The sequence below is a fragment of the Streptomyces sp. NPDC028991 genome, assembly GCF_055564775.1.
The window spans coordinates 60,575-83,341 of the sequence record NZ_JBVHVP010000017.1 but is presented as its reverse complement, the minus strand read 5'-3'; the positions used below and the strand labels follow the sequence as shown (position 1 = coordinate 83,341).

At 73.5% G+C, this 22,767-nt stretch carries 24 protein-coding genes; 15 read left to right on the top strand and 9 right to left on the bottom strand.

Annotated elements, in window-relative coordinates; all coding sequences use genetic code 11:
* Nucleotides 1–30 precede the first annotated feature (30 nt).
* Nucleotides 31–735, bottom strand: a complete 705-nt coding sequence (locus tag ACZ4V1_RS27485) for a TetR/AcrR family transcriptional regulator C-terminal domain-containing protein (protein WP_468340908.1) — start codon at nucleotides 733–735, stop codon at nucleotides 31–33.
* A gap of 63 nt (nucleotides 736–798) precedes the next feature.
* On the opposite strand from ACZ4V1_RS27485, the gene ACZ4V1_RS27480 reads away from it, so the two are divergent.
* Together ACZ4V1_RS27480 and ACZ4V1_RS27475 are read left to right on the top strand one after the other, a co-directional pair.
* A complete protein-coding gene (locus tag ACZ4V1_RS27480) occupies nucleotides 799–1,746 on the top strand; it encodes an ATP-binding cassette domain-containing protein (protein WP_468340905.1) in 948 nt (315 codons plus the stop codon).
* A complete protein-coding gene (locus ACZ4V1_RS27475) occupies nucleotides 1,743–2,537 on the top strand; it encodes an ABC transporter permease (protein WP_468340903.1) in 795 nt (264 codons plus the stop codon). The genes ACZ4V1_RS27480 and ACZ4V1_RS27475 overlap by 4 nt, the downstream gene beginning before the upstream one ends.
* A gap of 239 nt (nucleotides 2,538–2,776) precedes the next feature.
* Here the strand turns inward: ACZ4V1_RS27475 and ACZ4V1_RS27470 are convergent, their stop codons facing one another.
* The 3 genes from ACZ4V1_RS27470 to ACZ4V1_RS27460 all read right to left on the bottom strand — a co-directional run bounded on the left by ACZ4V1_RS27470 (nucleotide 2,777) and on the right by ACZ4V1_RS27460 (nucleotide 4,513).
* Nucleotides 2,777–3,046 (bottom strand): hypothetical protein, encoded by a 270-nt coding sequence (locus ACZ4V1_RS27470; RefSeq protein WP_468340900.1) that lies wholly within the window; start codon nucleotides 3,044–3,046, stop codon nucleotides 2,777–2,779.
* Between the two features lie 115 nt (nucleotides 3,047–3,161).
* Nucleotides 3,162–3,974, bottom strand: a complete 813-nt coding sequence (locus ACZ4V1_RS27465) for an anti-sigma factor (protein ID WP_468340897.1) — start codon at nucleotides 3,972–3,974, stop codon at nucleotides 3,162–3,164.
* The gene (locus ACZ4V1_RS27460; protein ID WP_468340894.1) at nucleotides 3,971–4,513 is read right to left on the bottom strand and encodes a sigma-70 family RNA polymerase sigma factor; all 543 of its coding nucleotides are present in this window, start codon (nucleotides 4,511–4,513) and stop codon (nucleotides 3,971–3,973) included. Before ACZ4V1_RS27460 ends, ACZ4V1_RS27465 begins: the two co-directional genes overlap by 4 nt.
* A 306-nt stretch (nucleotides 4,514–4,819) precedes the next feature.
* Here ACZ4V1_RS27460 and ACZ4V1_RS27455 point away from each other — a divergent pair, with 306 nt between their 5' ends.
* The 4 genes from ACZ4V1_RS27455 (at nucleotide 4,820) to ACZ4V1_RS27440 (ending at nucleotide 11,388) form a co-directional block, all read left to right on the top strand.
* Nucleotides 4,820–6,349, top strand: a complete 1,530-nt coding sequence (locus ACZ4V1_RS27455; protein ID WP_468340891.1) for a DUF4331 domain-containing protein — start codon at nucleotides 4,820–4,822, stop codon at nucleotides 6,347–6,349.
* Nucleotides 6,350–6,699: 350 nt separating this feature from the next.
* On the top strand, nucleotides 6,700–8,160 hold the full coding sequence (locus tag ACZ4V1_RS27450) for a tetratricopeptide repeat protein (RefSeq protein ID WP_468340888.1): 1,461 nt from the start codon (nucleotides 6,700–6,702) through the stop codon (nucleotides 8,158–8,160).
* Nucleotides 8,157–9,647 carry a nickel transporter gene (locus ACZ4V1_RS27445; RefSeq protein WP_468340885.1) on the top strand — a complete coding sequence of 497 codons (1,491 nt, stop codon included), beginning with the start codon at nucleotides 8,157–8,159 and terminating at the stop codon, nucleotides 9,645–9,647. The genes ACZ4V1_RS27450 and ACZ4V1_RS27445 overlap by 4 nt, the downstream gene beginning before the upstream one ends.
* Nucleotides 9,648–9,726: 79 nt before the next feature.
* Nucleotides 9,727–11,388, top strand: coding sequence for a serine/threonine-protein kinase (locus ACZ4V1_RS27440; protein WP_468340881.1), 1,662 nt, complete (start codon nucleotides 9,727–9,729; stop codon nucleotides 11,386–11,388).
* Here the strand turns inward: ACZ4V1_RS27440 and ACZ4V1_RS27435 are convergent.
* Nucleotides 11,358–12,164 (bottom strand): SGNH/GDSL hydrolase family protein, encoded by an 807-nt coding sequence (locus ACZ4V1_RS27435; RefSeq protein WP_468340878.1) that lies wholly within the window; start codon nucleotides 12,162–12,164, stop codon nucleotides 11,358–11,360. The genes ACZ4V1_RS27440 and ACZ4V1_RS27435 overlap by 31 nt on opposite strands.
* 619 nt (nucleotides 12,165–12,783) lie before the next feature.
* On the opposite strand from ACZ4V1_RS27435, the gene ACZ4V1_RS27430 reads away from it, so the two are divergent.
* The 5 genes from ACZ4V1_RS27430 (at nucleotide 12,784) to ACZ4V1_RS27410 (ending at nucleotide 17,556) form a co-directional block, all read left to right on the top strand.
* Nucleotides 12,784–13,689 (top strand): glycosyltransferase family 2 protein, encoded by a 906-nt coding sequence (locus tag ACZ4V1_RS27430; RefSeq protein ID WP_468340875.1) that lies wholly within the window; start codon nucleotides 12,784–12,786, stop codon nucleotides 13,687–13,689.
* Entirely contained in the window at nucleotides 13,686–14,687 is a 1,002-nt protein-coding gene (locus ACZ4V1_RS27425; protein WP_468340873.1) for a glycosyltransferase family 2 protein, read from the top strand. Before ACZ4V1_RS27430 ends, ACZ4V1_RS27425 begins: the two co-directional genes overlap by 4 nt.
* Nucleotides 14,680–15,498: a polysaccharide deacetylase family protein gene (locus ACZ4V1_RS27420; protein WP_468340870.1), complete on the top strand. Its 819-nt coding sequence runs from the start codon at nucleotides 14,680–14,682 to the stop codon at nucleotides 15,496–15,498. Before ACZ4V1_RS27425 ends, ACZ4V1_RS27420 begins: the two co-directional genes overlap by 8 nt.
* A gap of 98 nt (nucleotides 15,499–15,596) precedes the next feature.
* A complete protein-coding gene (locus tag ACZ4V1_RS27415; protein WP_468340867.1) occupies nucleotides 15,597–16,691 on the top strand; it encodes a DUF5925 domain-containing protein in 1,095 nt (364 codons plus the stop codon).
* Between the two features lie 28 nt (nucleotides 16,692–16,719).
* On the top strand, nucleotides 16,720–17,556 hold the full coding sequence (locus tag ACZ4V1_RS27410; protein ID WP_468340864.1) for a DUF72 domain-containing protein: 837 nt from the start codon (nucleotides 16,720–16,722) through the stop codon (nucleotides 17,554–17,556).
* Here ACZ4V1_RS27410 and ACZ4V1_RS27405 read toward each other — a convergent pair.
* Nucleotides 17,544–17,912, bottom strand: a complete 369-nt coding sequence (locus ACZ4V1_RS27405; protein WP_468340861.1) for a GntR family transcriptional regulator — start codon at nucleotides 17,910–17,912, stop codon at nucleotides 17,544–17,546. The two genes, ACZ4V1_RS27410 and ACZ4V1_RS27405, sit on opposite strands and share 13 nt — an antisense overlap.
* Before the next feature lie 71 nt (nucleotides 17,913–17,983).
* Between ACZ4V1_RS27405 and ACZ4V1_RS27400 the strand changes: the two genes are divergently transcribed.
* Nucleotides 17,984–18,913 (top strand): GNAT family N-acetyltransferase, encoded by a 930-nt coding sequence (locus tag ACZ4V1_RS27400; RefSeq protein ID WP_468340858.1) that lies wholly within the window; start codon nucleotides 17,984–17,986, stop codon nucleotides 18,911–18,913.
* Nucleotides 18,894–19,394, top strand: a complete 501-nt coding sequence (locus ACZ4V1_RS27395; protein WP_468340855.1) for a ribonuclease FAU-1 family protein — start codon at nucleotides 18,894–18,896, stop codon at nucleotides 19,392–19,394. The genes ACZ4V1_RS27400 and ACZ4V1_RS27395 overlap by 20 nt, the downstream gene beginning before the upstream one ends.
* Before the next feature lie 15 nt (nucleotides 19,395–19,409).
* Here the strand turns inward: ACZ4V1_RS27395 and ACZ4V1_RS27390 are convergent, their stop codons facing one another.
* Nucleotides 19,410–20,027 (bottom strand): class I SAM-dependent methyltransferase, encoded by a 618-nt coding sequence (locus tag ACZ4V1_RS27390; protein WP_468340852.1) that lies wholly within the window; start codon nucleotides 20,025–20,027, stop codon nucleotides 19,410–19,412.
* A 152-nt stretch (nucleotides 20,028–20,179) separates the two neighbouring features.
* Between ACZ4V1_RS27390 and ACZ4V1_RS27385 the strand changes: the two genes are divergently transcribed.
* On the top strand, nucleotides 20,180–20,314 hold the full coding sequence (locus ACZ4V1_RS27385; protein ID WP_386287304.1) for a hypothetical protein: 135 nt from the start codon (nucleotides 20,180–20,182) through the stop codon (nucleotides 20,312–20,314).
* A gap of 26 nt (nucleotides 20,315–20,340) precedes the next feature.
* Here ACZ4V1_RS27385 and ACZ4V1_RS27380 read toward each other — a convergent pair whose 3' ends face one another.
* Nucleotides 20,341–20,817 (bottom strand): GNAT family N-acetyltransferase, encoded by a 477-nt coding sequence (locus tag ACZ4V1_RS27380; protein WP_468340847.1) that lies wholly within the window; start codon nucleotides 20,815–20,817, stop codon nucleotides 20,341–20,343.
* 177 nt (nucleotides 20,818–20,994) lie between these two features.
* Here ACZ4V1_RS27380 and ACZ4V1_RS27375 point away from each other — a divergent pair, with 177 nt between their 5' ends.
* Nucleotides 20,995–22,095: a lytic polysaccharide monooxygenase auxiliary activity family 9 protein gene (locus tag ACZ4V1_RS27375; RefSeq protein WP_468340844.1), complete on the top strand. Its 1,101-nt coding sequence runs from the start codon at nucleotides 20,995–20,997 to the stop codon at nucleotides 22,093–22,095.
* 126 nt (nucleotides 22,096–22,221) lie between these two features.
* Here ACZ4V1_RS27375 and ACZ4V1_RS27370 read toward each other — a convergent pair whose 3' ends face one another.
* Nucleotides 22,222–22,668, bottom strand: coding sequence for a MarR family winged helix-turn-helix transcriptional regulator (locus ACZ4V1_RS27370; RefSeq protein ID WP_468340841.1), 447 nt, complete (start codon nucleotides 22,666–22,668; stop codon nucleotides 22,222–22,224).
* Nucleotides 22,669–22,767 lie beyond the last annotated feature (99 nt).

Here is a 22,767-nt window from a genome sequence, read left to right as displayed (position 1 = left end):
ACCCGTCCAGCACGGCCGGTGTCCTCCCGCTCAGGCGAACCCGTCCAGCACCCGCGTCAGGGCCCGTTCGAAGACCGCCTCCAGGTCGATGGGACCGGCGTCCTCGGCGAAGGACGCCGCCAGCCGCGGGTAGGCGCCGCTCGCGACCTGCCGGCCCAGGTAGGCGATGCGCATGGCGTTCTCCTGCTCCTCGGACCAGGGCAGCGAACGGGTGCGTTCGGCGGTGGAGATCTCGTTGGTGACGTAGGTCGTCACGACGCCGTTCACCATGGCGACCAGTTCCATCTTCGTGCCGTAGGGCGCGTCGAAGGGGTCGAGGCAGGCCAGGCAGTGCTCCAGGTAGCGCAGCGCGTTGGGGCTGAAGCCGTAGACCGGGGACATCAGGCGGGGCAGCCAGGTGTGGCGGTGCATCAGCGTCCGGGTCTGGCGGGCCACCCGGAGCATGTCGGCGCGCCAGTCGCCGCTCGGCTCCCACAGCTCGTGCTCGCCGCTGACGGCGTCCATCATCAGCTCGTAGAGGTCCTCCTTGCGGGGGACGTAGTTGTAGAGCGACATGGTGCCGCAGCCCAGCTCGCCGGCCACGCGGCGCATGGAGACCGCGTCCAGTCCCTCGGCGTCGGCGATCCGCACCGCGGCGGCGGCGATGTCGGCGCGGGTGTACGCCGGTCTCGGCCCCCGGCCGGTGCGCTCGGGGCGCGCCCAGATCACTTCGGGTACGGCCGCTCGGCCCGCCATGGTTCATCACCTCGGCCACCATCCTAGTTACGTACAGCGTACGTAGTGCGCTATGGTCGGCGCATGACTACTACGTACGCTGTACTTAGTGAAGGCCTGGAGAAGCGCTTCGGCGATGTGCACGCGCTCCGCGGGCTGGATCTGGCGGTGGCCGAGGGCACGGTGTGCGGGCTGCTCGGGGCGAACGGGGCGGGCAAGACCACGGCGGTGCGCCTGCTGACCACGCTGCTGCGTCCGGACGCGGGGTCGGCGCGCGTCGCCGGGCACGACCTGGTCCGGGAGGCCGCCGCCGTCCGCCGCCGGATCGGTGTCACCGGGCAGTACGCGTCGGTGGACGGGGACCTCACGGGGCGGCAGAACCTGCGGCTGTTCGCCCGGCTGCACCGGGTGCGGGACGCGCGTGCGCGGGCCGGCGAACTCCTCGACCGCTTCGCGCTGGCCGACGCCGCCGACCGGCCCGCGTCCACCCTGTCGGGCGGCATGCGGCGGCGTCTCGACCTGGCCGCGAGCCTGGTCCGGCGCCCCGAGGTGCTGTTCCTGGACGAGCCGACGACGGGACTCGACCCGGCCAGCCGCAACCAGATCTGGGACGCCGTGCGCGCCCTGAAGGAGGACGGCACGACCGTGCTGCTCACCACTCAGTATCTGGAGGAGGCCGACCGCCTCGCCGACGACATCGCCCTGATGGACCGGGGCCGGGTCGCGCACACGGGGTCCCCGGCCGAACTCAAGGCGCTGGTGGGAGCGTACGCGGAGGCCGTCGTCGCGGAGGCGGACGCCATGGGGCGGGCGGCGGCGGTGCTCGACCGGCTCACCGGAGCCGAACCCGCGCTGGACACCGACCGGCGCACCGTCGGCGCGGTCTGCACCGATCCGACGCTGACCCTGCCGCGCCTGGTGCGCGAACTGGACGCGGCGGGCGTGCCCCTGCTGGACGCGAGCCTGCGCCCGCCGACCCTCGACGACGTCTTCCTCCGCCTCACCGGCGAGAACAAGGAGCTTGTGGCATGAGCACCGTGGCCCACGACCTGGCGTACGACGGCACGGCGATGCTGGGCCGGCAGCTGCGGCGGCTGCGGAACAATCCGGGGCTGCTGATCCTCACCCAGACGATGCCGGTGACGATGCTGCTGTTCTTCGGCTACGTCTTCGGCAGCGCGCTGGCGATGCCGGGCGAGGAGTACCGCTCCTTCCTGGTGCCGGGTCTGCTGGTCGCGACGGCCGCGAACGGCATCATGACCGGCATGTTCCAGGCCGCCCAGGACACGCACCGGGGCGTGACGGACCGTCTGCGGACGCTGCCGGTGAGCCGGGCCGCGGTACCGCTCGGGCAGTCGGTCGCGGACATGCTCGTCACGGCCGCCGGGACGGTGCCCTTCCTGCTGGTCGGGCTCGCGGTGGGCTGGCGGATGGAGGGCAGCGCGCTCGGCGCGGCGGGGGCCGTGGGGCTGTTGCTGCTGTTCCGGTTCGCGACGACCTGGGTCGGGATCTTCCTGGGGCTGCTCACGCGGAACGAGGAGGCCGCCGGTCAACTGGGCGGCGCCACCTTCATCCTGCCGCTGCTGTCCAACGCGTACATCCCGACCGGGGGACTGCCGGGCTGGCTGCGCACGGTCGCCGAGTGGAATCCGATCAGCGCGGTGACCACGGCGCTGCGCGATCTCTTCGGCAACGCGCCCGTGCCGGAGGGGGCCGCCTGGCCGGTGGCGCATCCCGTCGCCGGGTCGCTGGCCTGGTGCGCGGTGCTGCTGGCGGTGTTCGTCCCGCTCGCCGTGCGCCGGTACGCGAACGGAGGGGGCTGAGCGGGCCGACGGGCGTCACGCCGGGGGGAGTCGGCGGGACGGACGTACCGGGAGAGACGGGCGCGTCAAAGGACGCGTACGAACGAAGCGGGCGTACGAAGCGGGCGTACGAACGGGTACGGGCGTACGAAGGTTTACCCGCGCTCGGGGAGCACACCGGGGCGCCGCTGCGTGCCGTGGGGATGACGGACGGGTGCGCGGCGCCGCGCCGGGTCGGTGTGACCGCCGGCGCGCGGGCCTCAGTTGCCGCCGAACAGCGAGCGGCGCAGTCGGCGCAGTGGCGCGAACAGCGAGACCCGGCGCACCCTGACGCCCCTGCTGCTGCGCTTGTGCGCGGGCTCCCGCGCGGTCAGCTCACGCATCAGCGACGTCGCCTCCACCGTCTCCCGTTGCGGAAGGGCAGGCCCTCCGAGCACCGCGAGATGACGGTCGAGACGCGAGCTGGTCGCGCTGCTTCCGCACGTGATGGCAGGGACCCTTGCCCTGCTGCGCACTGTTATCTGTTCCATGTCACTCCCCACCCGTACGAGTCCACCCGGCCCGGGCAGAGTAACCCTATCGCCCCGGTGCGGCATGCGTGTATCGCGGTCACAGGATTCACCTTCCCCGTAAGGGGGTTGACGATTACTCTCCGAATCCAACAGATTCCAGGGTGAGTTGGACAACCGGCCTGCTCGTCGGACGGGTCGAGCCCCCGTCCGGCTCGACCGTCACGGCCAGTGACGTGGCGGACCGGTCAAGGGCGGAGGCGATCAGGGGCGTGTCGCCGTCGAAGAGCCCGAGGGAGCGCGGCACGGCGCCGGGGCGCATGAGCCACAGTTGATGCACGCGGTCGCCGGACGGCTCGCCGTACCCGCTCAGGGTGACGACCGCGCGCCCCTCGGATGCGGAGGCGACCACTCCGATACTGCGGCCCCGGTCGTCCTCGCCGCTCGTCGCGCGGGCGTCGGGGGCGGCCAGAACGTGGGCGATCTCACGTGTCCGGTCCCGCGCGGTGGCCAGCTCGTCCTGCGTGCGGTTGGCCTGGACGGCGAAGAGCGAGGCGACCACGAGCGCCGCGGCGGCCGTCACCGTGGCGAAGGGCACGAGCAGGGGGCGCGGCCGGGACGGGCGGGAGCGCTCCGGCGGCGGCCGGACGCCCCACACGTGCGGCGGCAGCCGGCGCGCGGGCCCGCGCCCGGGCAGCGGCTCCTGCGGAGTGCTGCGTACGGCGGCCAGGACCCGGTCGCGCAGGCCGGCCGGCGCCGGGGCGGCCGTGGACCAGGCCAGCCGGACGGCGTCCTCGGACAGCGCCCGCACCTCGGCGGCGCAGCGCTCGCACCCCTCCAGATGCCGTTCGAAGCGGACCCGCTCGGCGCCTTCCAGGGCGTCCAGGGCGTAGGGCGCGGCGAGCGAGTGGAGGTCGCCGCGGCGCGGCAGCCGGCCGAAGAGGCTCATGCGACACCTCCCAGGCAGTCGCGCAGGCGGCTCAGTCCGTCTCTCATCCGTGTCTTCACCGTGCCCAGCGGAAGGGAGAGGCGCTCGGCCACCTCCCGGTAGGTGTAGCCGTCGTAGTAGGCGAGGGTGACCGACTGGCGCTGCAGGGCGGTCAGCCGGTCCAGGCAGCGGCGCACCCACTCGCGTTCGAGACCCGCCTCGACCTCCTCCGAGACCTGGTCGAAGGCGGGGTGGTGGGCGCGGCGGGCCTCGCGCCGCTCGCGTTCGCCCGCCGCGCGGGCGCTGCGCACCCGGTCGACGGCGCGGCGGTGGGCGACGGTGAGGATCCACGACAGGGCGCTTCCCCGGCGCGGGTCGAACCGCGCCGCGGACCGCCAGAGTTCGAGCAGCACCTCCTGCGCCACCTCCTCCGACTGGGCGGGGTCGCGCACCACGCGCCGTACGAGTCCGAACACCGGGCCGGAGACCAGCCCGTACAGCTCCTCGAAGGCCTTCTGGTCGCCGTCCGCCACGAGCACCAGCAGCTCGTCCGCCTCCACCCGCTCCCCCTCTCCCCGCGGGCCCGCGCCGGGCCCGTCCACGTCAGCGCCGGGCGCGCGCGGCGGCACGCCCTCCGCAGGAGTTACGGATCCGCGGGCGGAAAACGCGGGTCGTCCGGGCACGTGTTGGCGGTGGGGCCGGGTTCCGGGGTAGCCCAGGGCTCGTCCTGGGCTCGTCCTGGGCTCGTTCCGAACTCCTCTCGGTCTCCTCGGACTTCTTTCCGGGTCGGACCAATCCGGGTCCGGAGGTGCTCCGAATGCCGGTGCGTCAGGGAAGTCGGCACATCGGCACAGAGGACGGACGGCATGACACCTATCTCCGGAAGCGGTGGCACACGGCGCCGCCGGGGCGCCGCCACGCTGGTCTGCGGCGCGCTGGCCGCCGGAGGGCTCGCGGCCGCCGGCGTGACCGCGCTGGAACCGGGGGCGGCGTCCGCCTCCAGCCACCGGGAGGCCCCGCTGATATCGGGGGCCCCGCAGTACGACAACACGGACCTGTACGCCTTCGTGAGCCCGGACCGGCCGGACACCACGACGCTCGTCGCGAACTGGATCCCGTTCGAGGAACCGGCCGGCGGGCCGAACTTCTTCACCTTCGCGGAGGATGCCCAGTACGACCTCCACGTCGACAACGACGGCGACGCGCAGGGCGACCTGGTGTTCCGCTACACGTTCACCACGCACACGAAGAACGACAAGACGTTCCTCTACAACACGGGCCCCGTCACCAGCCTCGACGACCCTGATCTCAACATCACCCAGACCTACGACATCGACCTCGTCAAGCTGCACGAGGGAAAGGAGGCGTCCCGGACGACGATCGCCCACGAGGTGCCGGTGGCACCGTCGAACGTCGGCAAGGCGTCGATGCCGGACTACGGCGCGCTGCGCGACCAGGCGGTCCACGAGCTGGCCGGCGGGGCACAGACGTTCGCCGGGCAGGCCGACGACCCGTTCTTCCTGGACCTGCGCGTCTTCGATCTGCTGTACGGCGGGAACCTGTCCGAGGTCGGCAACGACACCCTCAAGGGCTACAACGTCAACTCGATCGCCCTACAGGTCCCGAACCACATGATCGTGGAGTCGGCCGAGCAGCCGGTCGTGGGCATCTGGTCGACGACGCAACGCAAGAACGCCCAGGGGGAGTTCGCCCAGGTCTCGCGGCTCGGCAACCCGTTGGTGAACGAGGTCGTCAACCCGTTGAAGGACAAGGACGCCTTCAACGCGTCCGCGCCTGCGGACGACGCGCGCTTCCTGGAGAACGTCACCAACCCCGAGCTGCCGAAGCTCATCGAGGCCATCTACGAGATCAAGGCGCCCGCCGAGCCGCGCGACGACCTCGTCGACGTGTTCCTCAAGGGGGTCAAGGACCTCAACCAGCCGCCCCACGTCACCCCCTCCGAGCAACTGCGCCTGAACACCTCGGTCGCGCCGGCCGCCGAACCCAAGCGCCTCGGTGTCCTCGACGGCGACAACGCGGGCTTCCCCAACGGGCGCAGGCTGACCGACGACGTGCTCGACGCCGCGCTCCAGGTCGTCGAGGGTGAGCTGGTCGGTGCCCCGAACGACCTCGGCGACGCCGTCGACGCCAACGACAAGGAGTTCGGGAAGGCCTTCCCGTACGTGGCGAACCCGACCGAGGGTTCACGCGGCCCGCTCGCCGACGGCAGCGGCGAGGGCAACGACGTGCGCAACCAGCTGGGCGACGCGCTGCGGCCGGCCGGATCCGACGACACGACCCTCATCGCCGCCTCCGCGGGCGCCGGGGCCGTCGGCATCCTGCTGATCGGCGGTGCCCTGGCATGGTGGCGCCGCATGCGAGGCCGGGCCTACTGACCGGCCCCATCGACTGGCGCGGCCCGCCCCCTTCCCCTCCCCCACGGCGGGCCGCGCCGCCTCGTACCCCCACGCAGGTCACCGGTGCGTCACCGGCACCGTTCACACCGCCGGCACCGTGCACCGCCAGCACCGTCGCACCAGTTCATCGCTTCATCGCCCGCACCACTTGGCCGCCCGCATCGCTTGATCGCCCGCACCGCTTGACCGCTCACACCGCCTGGCCGGCCGCACCGCTTGACCGCTCACACCGCCTGGCCGCCCGCACCGCTTGACCGCTCACACCGCCTGGCCGCCCGCACCGCTTGACCGCTCACACCGCTTCGTCGCTTGATCGCATGAGGAGAGGCATGGCCCCGCACACGCACGACAACGCGCCGGACAGCGAACCGGCCGAGCCGCCCGGACCCGCGTCCGGGACGGAGGACACCGAGGTCACCGGTGCCGACCGGCGCCTGGCCGCCGTGCGGCGGTTCGCCGCGGCGGGGCGGCGCCGGCGGGCGTCGCCTCTCGTCGGGTGTGCCGCGCTGCTGGCCGTGGCGCTGACGGCGGGGGCCGTGGCCGTCGACGGAGTACGGGACGGTCGTGGCTCCGTGGCGGCCGGTGCGCCGAGGGGCGGGCCGGGGCTGCCGGACGGCGTCCGCACGGACGCGAGTGTCCCGGCGCTGCAGGCCCGCCTCCGTTCCCAGCCACGGGACTTCGGCGGCTGGGCGGCCCTCGGGCTGGCCTACGTCGAACAGGCCCGCACCGACGGCGACCCCTCCCGCTACCCGCGGGCGGAGAAGGCCCTGAAGCGCTCCCTCGAGCTGGCGCCCGGCAACGACCAGGCCCTCGCCGGCCGCGCCGCCCTCGCCGCCGCCCGGCACGACTTCACGGACGCGCTGGCGTACGCCGACCGCGCCCTGGAGGCCAACCCCTACAGCGAGCGCGCCCTGTGCTCCCGTATCGACGCCCTCGTCGAACTCGGCCGCTACGACGACGCGGTGCGGGCCGCCGACACCGCCGACACCCGGCGGCCGGGCATCCCGGTCTTCACGCGGTACGCCTACGTCCGCGAGCTGCGGGGCGAGGTGGACACCGCGCGCCGGGTGCTGGAGCAGGCTCTCGCGGGTGCCTCCGCCCCCGCCGACGTCGCGTACGTCGCCACCCAACTGGGCCGGCTCGCCTGGAGCCAGGGGGACCACCCGGCCGCCCTGCGCCACTACGCCCGCGCCCTCGCCGCCGACGACACCCACCTGCCCGCCCTGGAGGGCCGCGCCCGGGCCAAGGCCGCGAGCGGCGACCGGGAGGGAGCGGTCCGGGACCTGGAGGACGTCGTCGCCCGCTCCCCGCTGCCCGGTCCGCTCGTCGCCCTCGGCGAGCTGTACGAGGCGCGGGGGGAACAGGCGAAGGCCCGCGAGCAGTACGCCCTCGTCGACGCGTGGACGGCTCTCGCCCGGTCCGGCGGCGTCAACGTCGACCTGGACACCGCCCTCGCCGCCGCCGACCACGGCGACAAGGGCGCGGCACTGCGCGCGGCCCGCGCCGAGTGGGACCGCCGCCGCACCGTGCACACCGCGGACGCCCTCGCCTGGGCACTGCACGTCAGCGGCCGCGACACCGAGGCCTTGCCGTACGCCCGGCGGGCCACGGCGACGGGGTACCGCGACGCCTCCTTCCTCCACCATCTGGGCGTCATCGAGCGGGCGGTGGGGCGGAACGAGGACGCCCGTCGCCATCTGAGGGCGGCGCTGGACCTCAACCCCGGCTTCTCCCCGCTGGGCGCCCGCGAGGCCCGTGCGGCACTCGAGGGCCTGGAGGCGGCCCGTTGACTCCCCGCCGTCTCCTGACGCGCGGCACCGCCGTCCTCACCGCCGCCTGCGCCCTCGCCCTGCTCCCCGCGGCCGGCGCGAGCGCGCATCCGCTCGGCAACTTCACCGTCAACCGCTACGACGGTCTGGTCGCGGCCCCCGGCGAACTGCGCGTCGACCACGTCGAGGACCTCGCCGAGATCCCGGCGACCCAGGCCGGGCCCGACGTCGAACGGCTCGGCCTGACCGAGTGGGCCCGGCAGCGCTGCGCGAAGGCCGCGCGGGACAGCCGGCTCACCGTCGACGGCCGCACGGTCGCCCTCACCGCGCGGCACAGTCACGCGCGCGTGCGGCCCGGTCAGGCCGGGCTCGACACCCTGCGCCTGGAATGCCGGCTCACCGCACCGCTGCCCAAGGCCGCCGAGGCGGCCGTCGGTTTCCGGGCCGCCGGTGCGTCGTCCGGGCCCGGCTGGCGGGAGATCACCGCGCGCGGCGACCGTACGACACTCACCGCGTCGGACGTGCCGACGGCATCGGCCTCCCGCGAACTGACGCGCTATCCGGAGGAGTTGCTCGGCTCACCGGCCACGACCGCGAGCGCCTCCCTGCGCGTCCGGCCCGGCGGGCCCGCTCTGGACCGGGACCGGCGGGACGCCCCCGCCGCCTCCGTCCTGCCCCGCGGCGCCGACCGCTGGACCCGTGCCCTGGACTCCCTGGTCGCCCGCCGCGGCCTCACCCCCGGCTTCGCCGGTCTCGCCCTCGTCATCGCGGTCGCCCTGGGCGCGATGCACGCGCTCGCACCGGGCCACGGCAAGACGCTGATGGCGGCGACCGCCGCCGCCCGCGGCGGCAGGGCCCGGCTGAAGGACGTCCTGCCGATGGCCGCCTCGGTGACGGTCACGCACACCCTGGGTGTGGTCGCCCTCGGCCTCCTGGTCACCGCGGGCTCGGCCGCCGCACCCTCGGTCGTCGCCTGGCTCGGCATCGCCAGCGGCGTCCTCGTGACCCTGGCGGGCGCGAACCTCGTACGCCGCGCGCTCCGCAACCGGGGCCACGGGCACGGCCATACCCACGACCACGGGCACGAGAGCGGGCACGGTCACGGCCACGCCCACGAGCACAGTCACGGCCCTCACGGCCACACCCACACCCACCCCAGCGCCCCCAGCCTCCGCGGCACGGTCCTTCTCGGTTTCGCCGGCGGGCTCGTACCCAGTCCGTCCGCCGTGGTGGTGCTTGTCGGCGCGGCGGCCCTCGGCCAGGCCTGGTTCGGCCTGCTCCTCGTGGTCGCGTACGGCGTCGGGCTCGCCCTCACCCTCACCGCGGCCGGTGTCGCGGTCGTCCGGGTCGGCGGTGGTGTGAGCCGTCTGCTGCGACGGCGTCCCCGGTGGGCGTCGGGCCCGCTGGCCGGTCTGGTGCGCCGGGCCACTCCCCTCGGATCGGCGTTCGTGGTGGTGGTCCTCGGGGCCGGATTGGTGTTCAGGGGGGCCGCATCCGCATTGGGCTGAGCTACTTTGGGGAGGAATGCGGGAGAAGTACGGGCCCGCTCCCGGGGAATGTCCGCGCGAGACCTCATAGGGGGCGCCGGTGTCCGGAGAACCCGGCGGTGAGCGCGTGATCGCCGGCCGCTACCGCCTCCTGTCGCCCCTCGGCGAGGGAGGCATGGGCACGGTGTGGCGCGCCCGCGACGAGGTGCTGCACCGCGAGGTGGCCGTCAAGGAGGTGCGCGCGCCCGCCGGGTTGCCGCGGTCCGACGTACAGCGGATGTACGCCCGGCTGGAGCGCGAGGCGTGGGCCGCCGCCCGGGTCGCCCACCACAACGTGGTCACGGTGTACGACGTGGCCACCGAGGACGGCCGGCCCTGGATCGTGATGGAGCTGGTCCGCGGGCTGTCGCTGGCCGACCTGCTGGAGGCCGAGGGGCCACTGGAACCGCGGCGGGCCGCGCGGGTCGGTGCCGAAGTGCTGGCCGCGCTTCGGGCCGCGCACGGTGCGGGAGTGCTGCACCGGGACGTGAAGCCGGCCAACGTACTGCTGTCGAACGACGGCCGGGTCGTGCTCACCGACTTCGGTATCGCCATGGTCGAGGGCAGCTCCGCGCTGACCATGACCGGCGAGGTCATCGGCTCGCCCGAGTTCCTCGCCCCGGAACGGGCGCTGGGCCGCACGCCCGGTCCCGAGTCCGACCTCTGGTCGCTGGGCGTGCTGCTGTTCGCGGCGGTCGAGGGCGTCTCGCCCTTCCGCCAGGACACCCCGCTGAGCACCCTGCGGGCGATCGTCGACGAGGAGTTGCCGCCACCGCACCGGGCCGGCGCGCTCGCCCCCGTCATCGAGGGGCTGCTGCGCAAGGAGCCGGCCGAGCGGCTCCCGGCCGAGCGGGCCGAGCGGGAGCTGCGGCTCGTGGGCACCGGGGGTACTCCCTCCGGGGGCGGCGTGCCGCGCGCCGGCACGGTGCCGGCCGGCGCGTACGCCCCGACGGTCGCGGCCCGTCCCGGGCCGGGGACCTCACCGACTCCACCGATGCCCGTTCCCGCGACGGCGAGCACATCGGGTCCCGGGCCCGCCGCGCCCGGGAGACGGGACCGGCGTGCGCGGGCGGTGCTGCTCCTGGGTCTGACGGTGCTCGTACTCGCGCTGGCCGGGCTGACGTACGCGCTGCTGAACCGCTCGGACGGCGGCGGTACGGAGGGTTCGGGCGGCGGGGCCCCTGGGGCGAGTTCGGCCGCGCAGAGCCGGCCGGAGACGAGTGAGGAGCCGAGCCCGTCGGTCTCCTCCGGCAGCCGCAGCCCGGAGAGCAGTCCGCCACCGCGGTCGGTGAAGGTCTCCGTGGCCGGCTCGCACACCGACTACTCGGGGACCTGTCCCCCGCCGCACGCCCAGGCGCCCGCCTTCACGGCGACGTTCACGGTGGGGCGGCTGCCCGCGCAGGTCGGCTACCGCTGGGTGACGGAGGACGGGTCGGTCTCGGACCCGGGGTGGAGGACGTTGTCCTTTCCCGCGGGCGGTGACCGCTCGCGGCAGGACTCGGTCGTCGTGACGACGAACGAGGACAGCGGCACGTTCGAGAGCGCCGTCCGCGTGGAGGTGCGGTCTCCGGTGGAGGCCACGTCGAACTCGGTGGCCTTCTCCGTGACCTGCGAGACCGGTACGGGGACGGAGCCGGAGACGGAGACCCCGACGGGCGGGGCCTCCCCCTCCTCTTCTCCTTCCGCTTCCGGTCAGGCGGCGCCGTTGAGGACCGGCAGGTAGCCGCCGGACTGGCCCGCCGCGGTCGGGTGGTAGGACTCGCCGATGTTGAGCCAGTTCACGCTGTGCAGCCAGGAACTGCCGGAACAGATCTCGTGGCCGGTGAAGGTGGGACGTACGTCGCCGAAGGTGAAGCCGTGGTCGGCGGCGCGCTTGGCGATCGCGGTGTTGAGGTGGTCGGCGGCGTCGTTGATCGCCTTCCGCTTGGTCTCGGAGAGGCCGATGCAGGAGGCCCCGAGCTGGTAGACGCGCGGGTATCCGATGACGACGACGTGGGCGTTGGGCGCCTTGCCGCGGATGGCCGAGTAGACGCCGTCGAGGTTGCCGGGCAGCGTCGAGTCGACGTACGCCTTCGCGGTGGCGATCCGCGACAGGCAGGAACTGTCGGACTGGAGGACGCACGTCATCATGACGTCGGCGAAGCCCGCGTCGTTGCCGCCGACGCTGATCGAGACCAGGCCGGTGGCGGAGCTGAGCGGGCCGAGCTGTCCGGCGAGAACATCACCCGTACGGGCGCCGGAACAGGCGGTGAAGTCGAACGTCGAGGGCGAGTTGGCGGTCGCCCACAGGTACGGGTGGGCCTTCGTGCTGCGCTTGCAGTCGCCGCTGGAGGCGATGTAGCTGCCCGCTCCGACCCCGGAGGAGTAGGAGTCGCCGAGCGCCACATAGCCCTCGGCTGCGGCCTGTTGGTCCGCCTGAGCGGTTGCGGCCCCGGTGAGGGCGGTGCCGGCGGCCAGGAGTACTGAACTCAGGAAGCCGACAAGTCGGTAACGTCTCATGGAACCTCCTTTAGCAGGATCTCTGCCATGACCGTGGTAGCGGCTACGCGCGTCGACAGGAAGTGTCCATGCCAAAAAATGGCTGACAGTCATTCAAAATCGGACGAAAGTCAGCGGGAACGCCAGTGCGCCCTTGACGCTCTCCTGCGAGCTGCGCCACATTGAGGCCCGGCATCTTGGGCTTCGGGGGGCAAAGCGGAACGGTCCAGGGGGACCCGATCCGTGCAAATCGCCCCGCAAGAAGAACGGATGACGGCAAACCAACAAAAACGTGAGACCTGCTTCCAGGTCTTGCCATACGGGTTCAATCGTCAATACCGTCATACATCTCCCGCATCGGTACGTCGGCAAGCGGCTCAGGGGAGGGCTCGAGGCCGCGGCGGACCGGGGCGAGGGGGCGCGGTAGGGGGGTGCCGTGCTCGGTGACCGCACCGGTGACCGGGCCGTGCCGCGCGGTCGGCTGCCGATTTCTTCCGGCGCCGACAGGCTTTGCCAGCTCACCTGGCACGCACGGAGATCCATGCCGTCGCGCCCTGGGTGAGAACCCCCCTTTCGAACCGGACACAGAGCCGGACCGCCCCTGGGGCGGGCGGTCCGCCGGACGAGAGGGACCAGACTCATGAGCTCAGTTCTGCAGCCGGCGCCGACGGGCAACGATCCGTCACCGGATTCCTCACCCGACGCGTCACCCGAGCCGTCGCCCGCCGGGTACCGGCCCGTCTCCTCGCACCTGGCGATAGCGCCGCCGGTGAGCGTGGTGATACCCGCCATGAACGAGGCGGAGAACCTTCCCTACGTCTTCAAGACACTGCCCGAGTGGATCCACGAGGTCGTCCTCGTGGACGGCAACTCCACCGACGGCACCGTCGAGGTCGCCCGGGGACTCCGGCCGGACGTCAAGGTCGTCGAGCAGCGCGGCAAGGGCAAGGGGGACGCGCTGATCACCGGCTTCAAGGCGTGCACCGGGGACATCATCGTGATGGTCGACGCCGACGGTTCGGCCGACGGCCAGGAGATCGTGTCCTACGTCTCCGCCCTCGTCTCCGGCGCCGACTTCGCCAAGGGCTCCCGCTTCGCCAACGGCGGCGGGACCGACGACATGACCTTCATCCGCAAGCTCGGCAACCGCGCCCTGTGCGCGGTCGTCAACCGGAAGTTCGGCGCCCGGTACACCGACCTGTGCTACGGCTACAACGCCTTCTGGCGGCACTGCCTGGACAAGATCGACCTCGACTGCACCGGCTTCGAGGTCGAGACCCTGATGAACATCCGGGTCGTCAAGGCGGGCCTGAAGGTCCAGGAGATACCCAGCCACGAGTACCTGCGCATCCACGGCGTCAGCAACCTGCGCGCCGTGCGGGACGGGCTGCGAGTGCTCAGAGTGATCCTCGACGAGCGTTCCAACCGGCGTGCGCTGCGCAGCCGTACGCACTCCACGACACTCGGGCCGGCGGGATCGGCCGGTGCGGTGGGACCGGTCGCCCCGGTCGTCCCCGTCGTCCCGGTCCGGAGGAAGGCGTCTTGAGCGGTCCCGACGCCTCACTCACGATCTCCGTCGTGATCTGCGTCTACACCGAGGACCGCTGGGAGGACATCCTCGCGGCGGTCTCCTCGGTGCGGGCGCAGTCCCGGCCGGCCCTGGAGACACTGCTGGTCGTCGACCACAACGAGGCGCTGAGGGACCGGCTGCTGAAGGAGTACAAGGAGCGGCGGGACGTGCGGGTGCTCGCCAACGCGGGCCCCCGCGGCCTGTCCGCCGGCCGCAACACCGGGATCGCCGCCTCGCGCGGGGAGGTGATCGCCTTCCTCGACGACGACGCCGTGGCCGAGCGCGACTGGCTGCGGCACTTCGCCGAGGGGTACGCCGACCCGGCGGTCGTCGCCGTCGGCGGGCGCACGGTGCCCATCTGGGCGTCCGGGCGCCGGCCCGGCTGGTTCCCGGAGGAGTTCGACTGGGTGGTGGGCTGCACGTACCGTGGCCTGCCGCCCGGCCGGGTACGGGTGCGCAACGTGCTGGGCGGCAACGCCTCCTTCCGGCGCGAGGCGTTCGACGCGGCGGGCGGCTTCGCCACCGGCATCGGGCGCGACGGCGACAAGCGCCCGCTGGGCTGCGAGGAGACCGAACTGTGCATCCGGCTCTCCCGTGCCCGGCCCGACGCGGTGCTGCTGATCGACGACCGGGCGGTGATCCACCACCGGGTGCCCGAGGCCCGCGAGCACTTCGGCTACTTCCGTACCCGCGCCTACGCCGAGGGCCTGTCGAAGGCCCTGGTGGCACGCAGCGTCGGCGCGGACAAGGGCCTCGAGTCCGAACGCCGGTACGCCACCCGGGTGCTGCCGGCCGGGGTGGTGCGCGGGCTGCGCGACGCCGTGCTGGCCCGGCCGGGCGGCGCGGGACGGGCGGGCGCGATCGTCGCCGGGGTGCTCACGGCGGCGGGCGGCTACGTGGTGGGGAGCGTGCGGGCGCGGCGGGGCGGGGCCACGTTCACGGTGGCGGCCGTCGAGGGGGGCGCGCATGGCTGAGCAGGTCCGCGAGGCCGACGCGCGCGTGCCGGTCCTGATGTACCACGCGGTCGCGGACGAGCCCGACGACGCGACCCGCGTGCTGTCGGTGACCCCGGAGGCGTTCGCCGAGCAGATGGCGGCGATCGCCGACCGGGGCCTGACGCCGGTCGGCACGGCGGAGCTGGCCGCCGCCTGGCGCTCCGGCCGCCCGCTGCCGAAGCGGCCCGTCCTCATCACCTTCGACGACGGCTACGAGGGCGTGCACCGCCACGCCCTGCCCGCCCTCGCCGAACACGGCTTCCCGGCCACCCTGTTCGTCTCGACCGGCTGGCTGCGCGGCCCGCACGACACCGGGGGCGCCCTGGACACGATGCTCGACTGGGACCAGGTCCGCGAGCTCGCCGCCGCCGGCGTGGAGATCGGCGGACACAGCCACACCCATCCGCAGCTCGACCGACTCGGCGAGCGGCGGCTGCGGTACGAACTGATCCACTGCAAGGAGATCGTCGCCGACCAGCTGGGCACCGTACCGGCCTCGTTCGCCTACCCCTACGGGTACTCCGACCGCCGGGTGCGGCGGGCGGTGCGCGAGACGGGGTACGCGCAGGCGCTCGCCGTCGGCAACGGCCTGGCGCGCCGCGCCCAGGGGCCGTACGCGCTGCGGCGGGTCACCGTGCGCAGGAGTACGGGGCCCGACGAGTTCGCACGGCTGATCGAGGGTCGTGCGATCGCCCGTACCTTCGCCCGGGACCGGGCCCTCACCAAGGGGTACGCCGTACTCCGCGGGACGCGGCGGGTACGGGGGCGGATGCTGGGGGCCGGCGCCTGAACCGCCGGCCGTCGGCCGGACCGTGCCGGAGGGCGCGGGAGCCGCGGGTACCCGGGAAACCGGGTGCACGCGGCGGCCGGGTGCCGGATCATGGCGGCATGTCCGTCAACCCTCACGAGGCCCTGCCGATCCGGCTCAACGTCGACGACAGCGACTCCCCGTCCGATGTCGTCGACGCGCTGTTCCTCGGCCGTTTCGCGACCGGCGAGCAGCCCTTCGCGCACGCGGCGAACATCGACCGCGTGCGCTCCGGGGCGACGCTGCTGCCGCCCGGCGCGCGCGTGCTGCGGATCGCTCGCGACGACGACCGCAGCGCGACGCTGGCGGAGGGCGACGGCTGGACGCTGCTGGTCTCACGCTGGAACCGCGGCGCCGACGTCACGGTGACGGCGACCAGCGCCGACCTGGCCGAGAAGGTGCTCGGCGACGCGACGGACGGCGCGGCGGACGAGCCCGAGCCGCAGCCGGAGAACGTCACGATGGGCTTCTGGTACGTCTCCCCGCGGCGCGGCCCGCACCGCACCACGCGGCAGATCTCCGCGGGTACCTGGGACGAGGTCCGGGCCAACTACACGGCGCCGGTCGCCGACGCGATGGACACCCTGATGAAGACGACCCCCGAGGACATCGCGGGCCGGCTGCTGCTCCTGCACGGGCCCCCCGGCACCGGCAAGACCTCGGCGCTGCGCACGCTCGCCCGGTCCTGGCGGGACTGGTGCCAGGTGGACTGCGTACTGGACCCGGAACGGCTCTTCTCCGACGTCGGCTACCTGATGGACATCGCGATCGGCGAGGAGGACGCGGCGGGCAAGGGCCGTTGGCGGCTGCTGTTGCTGGAGGACTGCGACGAGCTGATCCGCGGCGAGGCGAAGCACACCGCCGGCCAGGCCCTCTCCCGGCTGCTGAACCTGACCGACGGACTGCTCGGCCAGGGCCGCAACGTCCTGGTCGGCGTCACGACCAACGAGGACCTGGAACGCCTGCACCCCGCAGTCGTCCGCCCCGGCCGCTGCCTGGCCCGCATCGAGGTCGGAGCGCTGACCCGCCGCGAGGCGGTGGACTGGCTGGGCACCGAGGAGGGTGTCGGCCGCGAGGGCGCCACGCTGGCCGAGCTGTACGCCCTGCGCCGGGGCACCTCGCCGACGGCGCTGCCGGAGCCACGGGACGGCGCCGAGGCGGGGCTCTACCTCTAGCGGGGCGGCCGGGTGCTTTGATGGGGGTATGACCCTGTTCGTCGGCACGTCCGGCTGGCAGTACCGGGACTGGCGGGGCGTCCTGTACCCGCCCGGCCTGCCCGTCCGGCTGTGGCTGGAGCGGTACGCGGCCGGTTTCGCGACGGTCGAGATCAACAACGCGTTCTACCGGCTGCCCGCGCGCGAGACGTTCGAGGCGTGGCGCGATCGGGTACCGGCGGACTTCACCGTCGCCGTCAAGGCGAGCCGCTACCTCACCCACATCAAGCGGCTGCGGGACCCGGAGGAGCCGGTCGACCGCCTGATGAGCCACGCGGCGGGCCTGGGCGACCGCCTCGGCCCGGTCCTGCTGCAGCTCCCGCCGACGCTGCGGGGCGACGCGGGCCTCCTGGACGCCTGCCTCGCCCGCTTCCCGCCCGGCACGCGGGTCGCGGTCGAGCCCCGGCACGAGTCCTGGTGGACGCCCGAGGTGCGCGGGGTCCTGGAGTCCCGGGGCGCCGCGCTGTGCTGGGCCGACGTCCGGGCCCGTCCGGCCACTCCGCTGTGGAGCACCACCGACTGGGGCTACGTCCGCTTCCACCAGGGGCGCGCCGCGCCGTGGCCGCACTACGGCCGTCGGTCTCTGGCGACATGGGTCGACCGCATCGCGAACACCTGGCCGGACGACCACGACGTCTACGTGTACTTCAACAACGACCCGAACGCGGCGGCGGTGCGCGACGCGGTGCTGTTCGGCCGACTCGCTCGAACGGCGAACCTTTCGGTCACCCGTACGCCGAAAGGGGCGCGGGGAACCGCGCGACCAGCCACGGCGCACCCGCGGCCGGGCGACACCCCCGACCGGCACGGCGCTCAGTCCCGATAGGCCGCCCGCAGGGCATCCCGCACCGCGCCCAGCGCATCCGCCTCCGCGATCCCGAGCCGCCGTGCCCGCGAGGCGTACCCCTGCGCGGCGGCCGCCAACTCCCGCTCGGCGGCTGAACCGGCGGCGGCGACGAACGTCCCGTTGCGCCCCCGGGTCTCGATCACCCCGTCCCCCTCCAGCGCCCGGTACGCCTTGGCGACCGTGTTGGCGGCGAGTCCCAGGGACTCGGCCAGTCCGCGCACGGTGGGCAGCCGGTACCCCACCGGCAGCGCCCCCGACCGCGCCTGTTCGGAGATCTGCGCGCGCACCTGCTCGTAGGGCGGGGCGCCGTCATCGATGTGGATCTTCAAGGTCACGCAGCGATTGTCCCGTATCCCCGGGAAAATGAGAGGCATCCGACCGACCGCTCGCCGTAGCGTGCGCCCACATGACCGTTCTTGTGCGCGACCTGCGTCCCGACGATCCGGCCGACGTCGCGGCCTTCGCCCATGTCCGCCATGTCGCCCTGCCGTTCATGCTGTGGACGCCCGAGGCCGTCGTCCACCACCTCCTGGGCACCCACCCGGACGCCCGGAGCCGGTCCCTCGTCGCGGAGCAGGACGGGGAGGTGATCGGGACGGCCCAGGTGGGGCTGGTGCACGACAGCCCGGAGCCCGGCCAGGCATACCTCAACATCTACGTCCGCCCGGACAGGCTCCGGCGCGGGGCCGGCGGGCTGCTGGTGCGCACGGCCGAGGAGTACCTCGCCACCGAGGGGGCGACGAAGCTGTTCGCCTGGGTGCTGGACGAGCCCGCCGGCCTGGCCTTCGCCGAGCGGCACGGTTACGAGCGGCGGCGCTCGGCCCACTTCCTCCGCCTCGACCTGGCCGACGGCACCCTGCCGACCCGGCCGTCCCCTCCCCCCGGCGTCGAACTGCGCACCGCGGCCGACTTCGCCGACGATCCCCGTCCGGTGTTCGAACTTGACGCGGAGACGCTGAAGGACGAACCGAGCGACGTCGCCGTCGAGTTCACGGACTACGAGGCCTGGCTCGCGGAGACCTGGCGGCACCCGCTGCTCGACCGCGAACTGACCACGGTCGCGGTGGCCGACGGCCGCCCCGTCGCCTTCAGCGTCGCCTACACGGACGGCGGCACCCGCTACTCCACCGCGATGACCGGCACCGTCCGGGCCCACCGCGGCCGGGGTCTCGCCAAGCTCACCAAGACCGACTCCCTGTACCGGGCCCGCGCCGCCGGGTACACGGAGGCCTTCACGGGCAACGACTCCGACAACGGCCCGATGCTCGCCGTCAACAAGTGGCTCGGGTACGAGGTCTGCGGGACGGAGACGCGTTATGTCCGCGAACTCGGCTGAGGCGACGCCCGGGGTGGACGTCGTCCTGGTCAAGGCGGGCCGTACGAAGATCCGGTACGCGGGCGAGCTGCTGCACGACGACGGCGTCCGCCTCGCCGTCCGCGCCCCCTGGGCCGGGGCGGGCGTCCGCGACTTCGGCTTCGTGCGCTTCGAGGCCGGGGACGTCTTCACCGAGTACTACTGGCGCGACCGGTGGTACTCGGTGAAGGAGGTCCGGACGGCGGCCGGTGCGCTGAAGGGCTGGTACTGCGACATCACCCGCCCCGCCGTACTGACCGGCGGGGAACTGGTCGTGGAGGACCTCGACCTGGACCTGTGGCGCTCCGCCGACGGCACGGACGTACGGCGGCTGGACGAGGACGAGTTCGCCGAGAGCGGTCTGGCGGAGCGGGACCCGGAGGCCGCTGCCGCCGCCGTGGCCGCGCTGGACGAGCTGGAGCGGCTGGCCCGCTCGGATGGCTTCAGCGGCCTGCTGGAATAGCACGGGGCGGACGGCTCACCCGGGTATCGCCACCATCGCGTACCGCTCGTCCGCCACGTCCCTCCCCCACAGCGACGGGTCGTCCGACAGCCGCTCCACGCGCACCTGCCCGGCGAGCGGGGCGAGGAGCGCGGTGAGCCGGCCGGCGGGTATGCCGGCCGGTGCGACGGTCCCCCACACCCCCTCGACCAGGACCAGCCGCCCTCCGGGACGCAGCAACTCCCGCCAGTGCCGCAGGGCCCGGCCGGGGTCGGGCAGCGTCCACAGCACGTGCCGGACCAGCACGGCGTCGAAGCGCTGCCCGCCCACCGGCGGTGCCGCCGCGTCACCGGTCAGGAACACGGCGTCACGACCGGCGAGTTTGGACCTGGCCCGCCCCACCATGGCCGGGGACAGGTCGACACCGGTGACGCGGTGTCCCCGCTCGGCCGCGAGGAGCGACAGGCTGCCGGTGCCGCACCCCAGGTCGAGGACGTCGCCGGGCCGCGTGGGCAGCCAGGATGCCAACCGGGCCGCCCAGGCCCGGCGCACGTCCGCGTCGCGCAGACCGTGGTCCGGCTCGTCGTCGAAGACGGCGGCCCGCGCGTCCCAGTCGATACCCGGCGCGGTCGCCTCGTCACTGTGGTTCGCCATGCCGCCAAGAGTGACACCCGCCACTGACAACGGGATCGGGACACCGGATCGTGACAACCGCCACTGACAGCCATGCTTCGATGGGTAAGTCTCGGGGAAAGGGTCTACCTCCGTGAGAACGCGGAACCCGGTGGATCCGTAAGGAGGCAGCCATGCGCCGTCTGACCGTGCAGAAGCCCCTGAAGAAGACCGACGCCCGCCGAGTCCGTGAGGAGGCCGACGAGCGTCCCTCTGGACGCCCGGAGGTCCGCAAGGACATCGCGCGCACGTGGTGGCCGGACAGCTGACCGGACCGGTCACGTCATGAGACGCGTCAGAGCAGCCGCTTACGGTAGTGGACGCGGTCGTAGGGCCCGTCCACTCGACGTTCCACGACCTCGTAGCCGTATTTCGGGTAGATCTCCTGGTTCTCCCACATCAACGCGTTCGTGTAGAGCCTGACCTCGGGCAGGTCCAGCGCACGGGCGCGTGCGTCCACGAAGCGCAGCAGCCGCCGCCCCACGCCCCTGCCGTGCGCGTCGGGGTGGACGGCGACGCTGTCGAGGAAGAGGTGGTCCGGGTGTGCCTCCAGGACGACGAGACCCACAACGCCCACCACGGGTCCGCCCGAGGCCTCCGTGACGAACACCCTTCCCGCGGCCACGTTCGCCGCGTGGTCCGCCTCCATGGGCTGCGGCACCACCCCGATGCGCTCGACGTAGGGGCGGTAGGCGGCGTCGGTGACGTCTTCCACCGCCGGCAGGTCGGCGGCGACCGCCTGCCGGACCTGCTCTTCTCGTTCCCGTGCCATGCCGCGAACGGTAGCTACCTCAGCGCAGCCTGAGCACTCCCTTAACGCGGCCATAAGGATCTCCACCACCCGTCGCCGACAGGCGATTTCGCGGTTTCTCGGGGCTAGTTTGCTGATCACCCCACGGGTTCCCGGCTCAAGTCCCCACGTCCCAGAGACCGTTTCGAGGAGTTCCCCATGCCCGCACCGTCCGCGTCCCGCAAGGCCGCCGCCGTCGCCGTCGCCGGCCTCGCCCCACTCGCCCTGACCACGCTGGCCGCCGCCCCGGCGTCCGCGCACGGTTCGATGGGCGATCCCGTCAGCCGGGTGTCCCAGTGCCACGCCGAGGGCCCGGAGAGCCCCAAGTCGGACGCCTGCAAGGCGGCGGTCGCGGCCGGCGGCACGCAGGCGCTCTACGACTGGAACGGCATCCGCATCGGCAACGCGGCCGGCAAGCACCAGGAGCTGATCCCGGACGGCAAGCTGTGCAGCGCCAACGACCCGGCCTTCAAGGGCATGGACCTGGCCCGCGCCGACTGGCCCGCCACCAGCGTGAGCAGCGGCTCGTACACCTTCAAGTACCGCGTGACGGCCCCGCACAAGGGCACTTTCAAGGTGTACGTCACCAAGCCCGGCTACGACCCGGCCAAGCCGCTGGGCTGGGGCGACCTGGACCTGTCCGCCCCGGTGGCCACCGCCACCGACCCGGCCGCCTCGGGCGGCTTCTACACCTTCTCCGGGAGTCTTCCCGAGCGGTCGGGCAAGCACCTGCTGTACGCGGTGTGGCAGCGCTCGGACAGCCCGGAGGCGTTCTACTCCTGCTCCGACGTCTCCTTCGGGGGCGGCAGCGGCAGCGGCAGCGGCAACGGCGGTGGCGCCGCGAGTGACGACTCAGCGGGCGGCGGCTCCGCCGGCGGTGGCGCCCCGGCCCCCGCGGCCTCCGCCCCGTCGGAGGAGCAGATCGCGGCCGCGGCCGACAAGTCGACGGTCGAACACAACGGCCACGGCGACCAGGACGCCGGGACGACGACGGACCCGACGGACCCCGCCGCCCCGGACGAGCCGTCGGACGAGCCGTCGGGCGGGACGCCGGAGGACGCCTCGACGCCCGCCGCCGGTGGGGAGCCCAACCAGGTCAAGGCCGCCGGCGCGGGCACCGGGAACCTCGCCGAGACGGGCGGGGACAGCACCACTCCCTACGTCGCCGTCGGTGGCGCAGCCGCCCTGGCGGTGGGCGCGGCCGTCATGTTCGCGTCGGTCCGCCGACGGGCCACGACCGGGGGCCGGCACAGCGGCTGACCCACGGCTCGGGGGAACGCGGGGCCTGTCCGGCGGCTCAGGCCGGACAGGCCCCGCGTGGTGCGCCGGGCACCGCGCCCGGTCGAAGTCAGCCGAAGTCAGCCGGAGACCGCGGGCGGTGGGGGCTCACCAGGCGGGCCGCACAGGCCCGTGGGGCGCGACACGCAGCAGACGGTCGCGCAGCGCGCGGACCTCGCCCTCACCCAGCACGTCGACCCATGCGCGCACGGCCTCCGCCGCCGCCTCCTCCGCGGCCCGCGTACAGGCCCACCCCGACTCGGTCAGCACGACCAGCCGGGCCCGCGCGTCGTCGGGATGCGCCCGGCGTTCGGCGTATCCCTTGCGGACCAGTTCCTCGACAAGCTGGCTCGCGGCCTGCTTGGTCGTCCCGAGGTGCGCGGCGAGGTCGGTGACCGTCGCACCGTCCGGGGCGAGCCGGGCGAACGCGAAGCCGTGCGCGGGCCGCAGCCCCGCGAAGCCGCGGGCGACGACACCCTCGTGGATGCGCCGCGTCAGCCCACCGGCGGCGGCGAGCAGGGCGGCGGACAGGGCCATGGCGTCGGAGTTCTGCACGGGGGCATTGAAACACCCTTGACGTATTGGTCAAGCGACTTGACCATAGGCAGCGATCAGATAGTCAAGCTACTTGACCATAACCTCTGCCGTTCGCCA